This window comes from Mesorhizobium sp. M0140 (assembly GCF_040322475.1).
GTDB lineage: Bacteria > Pseudomonadota > Alphaproteobacteria > Rhizobiales > Rhizobiaceae > Mesorhizobium.
Genome location: NZ_JAMYTM010000067.1, coordinates 1 through 5632, shown reverse-complemented (window position 1 = coordinate 5632; position 5632 = coordinate 1). Strand labels below are relative to the sequence as shown.

3 tRNA genes and 3 rRNA genes are annotated in these 5632 nt (G+C 54.8%); all 6 read left to right on the top strand.

From position 1 onward, the window contains the following. Positions 1 to 792: ribosomal RNA gene (locus NKJ37_RS31720) — 16S ribosomal RNA — on the top strand; the annotation flags it as partial. Positions 793 to 1094: 302 nt separating this feature from the next. Further along, positions 1095 to 1171: transfer RNA gene (locus tag NKJ37_RS31715), tRNA-Ile, on the top strand. Positions 1172 to 1246: 75 nt separating this feature from the next. Beyond that, positions 1247 to 1322: transfer RNA gene (locus tag NKJ37_RS31710), tRNA-Ala, on the top strand. A gap of 477 nt (positions 1323 to 1799) precedes the next feature. Continuing rightward, positions 1800 to 4621: ribosomal RNA gene (locus NKJ37_RS31705) — 23S ribosomal RNA — on the top strand. A 273-nt stretch (positions 4622 to 4894) separates the two neighbouring features. Beyond that, positions 4895 to 5009, top strand: a 5S ribosomal RNA gene (gene rrf / locus NKJ37_RS31700). A 251-nt stretch (positions 5010 to 5260) separates the two neighbouring features. Beyond that, positions 5261 to 5337 (top strand) — tRNA-Met (locus tag NKJ37_RS31695). Positions 5338 to 5632 lie beyond the last annotated feature (295 nt).

Genomic DNA, 5632 nt, shown 5'->3' with positions numbered 1-5632 from the left:
ACGCTGAGGTGCGAAAGCGTGGGGAGCAAACAGGATTAGATACCCTGGTAGTCCACGCCGTAAACTATGAGAGCTAGCCGTCGGCAAGTTTACTTGTCGGTGGCGCAGCTAACGCATTAAGCTCTCCGCCTGGGGAGTACGGTCGCAAGATTAAAACTCAAAGGAATTGACGGGGGCCCGCACAAGCGGTGGAGCATGTGGTTTAATTCGAAGCAACGCGCAGAACCTTACCAGCCCTTGACATCCCGGTCGCGGTTTCCAGAGATGGATACCTTCAGTTCGGCTGGACCGGTGACAGGTGCTGCATGGCTGTCGTCAGCTCGTGTCGTGAGATGTTGGGTTAAGTCCCGCAACGAGCGCAACCCTCGCCCTTAGTTGCCAGCATTAAGTTGGGCACTCTAAGGGGACTGCCGGTGATAAGCCGAGAGGAAGGTGGGGATGACGTCAAGTCCTCATGGCCCTTACGGGCTGGGCTACACACGTGCTACAATGGTGGTGACAGTGGGCAGCGAGACCGCGAGGTCGAGCTAATCTCCAAAAACCATCTCAGTTCGGATTGCACTCTGCAACTCGAGTGCATGAAGTTGGAATCGCTAGTAATCGCGGATCAGCATGCCGCGGTGAATACGTTCCCGGGCCTTGTACACACCGCCCGTCACACCATGGGAGTTGGTTTTACCCGAAGGCGCTGTGCTAACCGCAAGGAGGCAGGCGACCACGGTAGGGTCAGCGACTGGGGTGAAGTCGTAACAAGGTAGCCGTAGGGGAACCTGCGGCTGGATCACCTCCTTTCTAAGGAAGAACCTTAATGGAAACGCTCAATCCCTCATCTTCGGATGAAATGGGGAGCCTCTGCCTTTTGGTTCTCTTGGAACAAGACGGCAAAGAGTCACTTTGACCGTCGCGCATACCTTAAGCGGGTCTGCCGCCTTCGTTTCTCTTTCTTCAGCGAATGACTTTGACTTGCGCTCGCGCGCCGTACCGCAGCCTATGGCTGCTGGCGCTCCGCGAGGGCGCGGCACAAGCCGCGACGGCCGGTTGGCCTTGCGAGACTTGCGTCTCGTTGGCGAGAGCCGATTTACGGCGCAGTCTTAGGGCTTGTAGCTCAGTTGGTTAGAGCGCGCGCTTGATAAGCGTGAGGTCGGAGGTTCAAGTCCTCCCAGGCCCACCACTTCGCAATCCGCAAGGATTGTCGGATCTCCTCTGCATCTGCCGTCTTCTTGATGGCGATATGGGGAAACAATCAGGGGCCGTAGCTCAGCTGGGAGAGCGCCTGCTTTGCAAGCAGGATGTCGTCGGTTCGATCCCGTCCGGCTCCACCACTCGCGCAATCCGCAGGATTGTCGCTTGCTGCCGCCACATTGCGGTTTGGCGAGCGCGCAATCCCGAAGGGATTGTCGCGGTTCGCGACGATCCTGCGGATCGCGCGGAGGTGTCGAGTAGAGATGAGGCGTCAGAGAAAAGTCATTCGTAAAAAGGTTTTGTGGTGAGCATCTAGCTTGCCGCTTGTTCTGTTTGACATTGTAAAGAGAAGATTTGTTCGAACTTCATGAGCCGAAAGGTTTGTGATTTGTCGCGGGAGACGCTCAATCTCCCGCATATGATGGGCTTGCCTAACCGCACCCTCGAACCGATCTCGAGAAGCTGGTCTTTTTGTGCCAATGACATCGAAGTTAGATCCCGCACAGGATCTGGTTCAGGCGGCAATTCCTTTGGAATTGCGCGGATGCTGATCCCGTAAGGGAGAGGCTGAAGCGATAATCCTTCGGATTGCGCAGGTGGGCATTGGCAATGAGAACGATCAAGTGTCTTAAGGGCAATTGGTGGATGCCTTGGCATGCACAGGCGATGAAGGACGTGATACGCTGCGATAAGCTACGGGGAGGTGCGAATACCCTTTGATCCGTAGATTTCCGAATGGGGAAACCCACCTAAGGTACTTGGAAAATCAGAGCAGCCGGAAGGTCGCAAGGCTGACTTGCTGCTGTGGTTTCCAAGTATCGATAATAGGTAACTTACCCTGAATACATAGGGGTAAAGTGGCGAACGCGGGGAACTGAAACATCTAAGTACCCGTAGGAAAGGACATCAACCGAGACTCCGGAAGTAGTGGCGAGCGAACCCGGACCAGGCCAGTGGCGATTGAGAGACAAGCGGAACCTTCTGGAAAGTAGGGCCATAGTGGGTGACAGCCCCGTACGCGTAATGCAATCAATCGTCCTCGAGTAAGGCGGGACACGTGAAATCCTGTCTGAAATTGGGGGGACCACCCTCCAAGCCTAAGTACTCGTGCATGACCGATAGCGAACTAGTACCGTGAGGGAAAGGTGAAAAGCACCCCGACAAGGGGAGTGAAAGAGTACCTGAAACCGATTGCCTACAAACAGTGGAAGCCCAAGGTTCGTCCTGGGTGACCACGTACCTTTTGTATAATGGGTCAGCGACTTAGTGTGACGAGCAAGCTTAAACCGCTAGGTGTAGGCGCAGCGAAAGCGAGTCTGAATAGGGCGTTCAGTTCGTCGCATTAGACCCGAAACCGAGTGATCTAGCCATGAGCAGGTTGAAGGTAAGGTAACACTTACTGGAGGACCGAACCCATAACTGTTGCAATAGTTCGGGATGACTTGTGGCTAGGGGTGAAAGGCCAATCAAACTCGGAAATAGCTGGTTCTCCGCGAAATCTATTTAGGTAGAGCGTCGACCGAATACCCCAGGGGGTAGAGCACTGGATGGGCTAGGGGTCCTCACCGGATTACCAAACCTAACCAAACTCCGAATACCTGGGAGTACTAGTCGGCAGACACACGGCGGGTGCTAACGTCCGTCGTGAAAAGGGAAACAACCCTGACCTACAGCTAAGGTCCCCAAGTTATGGCTAAGTGGGAAAGGATGTGAGGATCCCAAAACAACCAGGATGTTGGCTTAGAAGCAGCCATCATTTAAAGAAAGCGTAACAGCTCACTGGTCTAAATAAGGGTCTTTGCGCCGAAAATGTAACGGGGCTAAAGCCATACACCGAAGCTTAGGGTTTGGTCCGCAAGGGCCAAGCGGTAGCGGAGCGTTCTGTAAGCTGATGAAGCCATACCCGTGAGGGGTGGTGGAGGTATCAGAAGTGCGAATGCTGACATGAGTAACGTAAGGGGAGTGAGAGACTCCCCCGCCGAAAGACCAAGGGTTCCTGCTTAAAGCTAATCTGAGCAGGGTTAGCCGGCCCCTAAGACGAGGCGGAAACGCGTAGTCGATGGGAACCACGTTAATATTCGTGGGCTTGGAGGTAGTGACGGATCATTGAGGTAGTCCAATCTTATCGGATTGAACGGGCTGCTGCGTGGTTCCAGGAAATAGCTCCTCCTTATAAACCGTACCCGAAACCGACACTGGTGGTCTGGTAGAGTATACCAAGGCGCTTGAGAGAACTATGCTGAAGGAACTCGGCAAATTGCACGCGTAACTTCGGAAGAAGCGTGACCCTTTTCTACGCAAGTAGAGGAGGGTGGCACAGACCAGGGGGTAGCGACTGTTTATCAAAAACACAGGGCTCTGCGAAGTCGCAAGACGACGTATAGGGTCTGACGCCTGCCCGGTGCTGGAAGGTTAAGAGGAGGGGTGCAAGCTCTGAATCGAAGCCCCAGTAAACGGCGGCCGTAACTATAACGGTCCTAAGGTAGCGAAATTCCTTGTCGGGTAAGTTCCGACCTGCACGAATGGCGTAACGACTTCCCCGCTGTCTCCAGCATAGACTCAGTGAAATTGAATTCCCCGTGAAGATGCGGGGTTCCTGCGGTTAGACGGAAAGACCCCGTGCACCTTTACTATAGCTTTACATTGGCATTCGTAGTGGCATGTGTAGGATAGGTGGTAGGCTTTGAAACCTGGGCGCCAGCTCAGGTGGAGCCACCCTTGAAATACCACCCTTATTACTATGGATGTCTAACCGCGGCCCGTTATCCGGGTCCGGGACAATGTATGGTGGGTAGTTTGACTGGGGCGGTCGCCTCCTAAAGAGTAACGGAGGCGCGCGATGGTGGGCTCAGAACGGTCGGAAATCGTTCGCTGAGTGCAATGGCATAAGCCTGCCTGACTGCGAGACTGACAAGTCGAGCAGAGACGAAAGTCGGTCATAGTGATCCGGTGGTCCCGCGTGGAAGGGCCATCGCTCAACGGATAAAAGGTACGCCGGGGATAACAGGCTGATGACCCCCAAGAGTCCATATCGACGGGGTTGTTTGGCACCTCGATGTCGACTCATCGCATCCTGGGGCTGGAGCAGGTCCCAAGGGTATGGCTGTTCGCCATTTAAAGCGGTACGTGAGTTGGGTTCAGAACGTCGTGAGACAGTTCGGTCCCTATCTGCCGTGGGTGTAGGAATATTGAAAGGATCTGTCCCTAGTACGAGAGGACCGGGATGGACGGATCTCTGGTGGACCTGTTGTGGCGCCAGCCGCATAGCAGGGTAGCTATATCCGGACGGGATAACCGCTGAAGGCATCTAAGCGGGAAACCCACCTTAAAACGAGTATTCCCTGAGAACCGTGGAAGACGACCACGTTGATAGGCCGGGTGTGGAAGAGCGGCAACGCTTGAAGCTTACCGGTACTAATAGTTCGATCGGCTTGATCGTTCTCATTCCTTATGCTCATCTGACAAAGTCAGATGTTCTCACTCACGCTTGTTCCGCCCTGCGGGCGGCGCTACGTGGGTGCGGCGCATCAGCGCCGACGGTCGGTCGACCTTGCGAAGCTTCGCTTCGAAAGGCGCCAGGACCAAAAGAACTGTAAAGGCACAAAAAAGACCAGCGAACAGCTCAGAGAAAGCAGCAAATAGGGTCCCTATTCGCTACTCACTATTGGCTATTCGCTCAAAAAAGCTTCTCGAACAACGTGCGTTTTGCCGACCTGGTGGTTATGGCGGAGCGGCTGCACCCGATCCCATTCCGAACTCGGCCGTGAAACGCTCCAGCGCTGATGGTACTTCGTCTCAAGACGCGGGAGAGTAGGTCGCTGCCAGGTCTGCCAAACGCACGTTGAACTCACATCCAATCGGATGTGAGAGAAATCTTCTCTTTATGAAATGGCCCGCCAAGGGATCACGGGCCGCGTAAGCGGCCCTTTCATTTGGTCAGCCATATACCTATCTGTAGGCCTCGGCTTACACAAAAAAAGCAAGCAAACGCTTGCTTAGGAACGCAAGCAAACGCTTGCTTAGGGAATGCAAGCAAACGCTTGCTTAGGAACGCAAGCAAGAGCTTGCTAAGGGTTGACGCGGGGTGGAGCAGCCCGGTAGCTCGTCAGGCTCATAACCTGAAGGTCACAGGTTCAAATCCTGTCCCCGCAACCAAATACAAAAGAGCCCGCCCTCGTGCGGGCTCCTTTGTATTGTGCCGTGGTGCCGGCGATTTAACCTGTCATCAGGCGCCCGCAAGCAAGCGGAGCCGACGCCGCCGGACAGAAAACTCAATCCTGTCCCCGCAACCAATCTGCGGTAATCAAACGGCCCGCCTGGCACAAAGCCCGCGGGCCGTTTTGATGTTCGGCTGGGCTGGCCATCGATTGCCCCGGATCAGGCGCCCGCAACAAGGCGAAGCCCAAGCTGCGGGACAAAAAACCCAATCCCGTCCCCCGCAAACCAATCT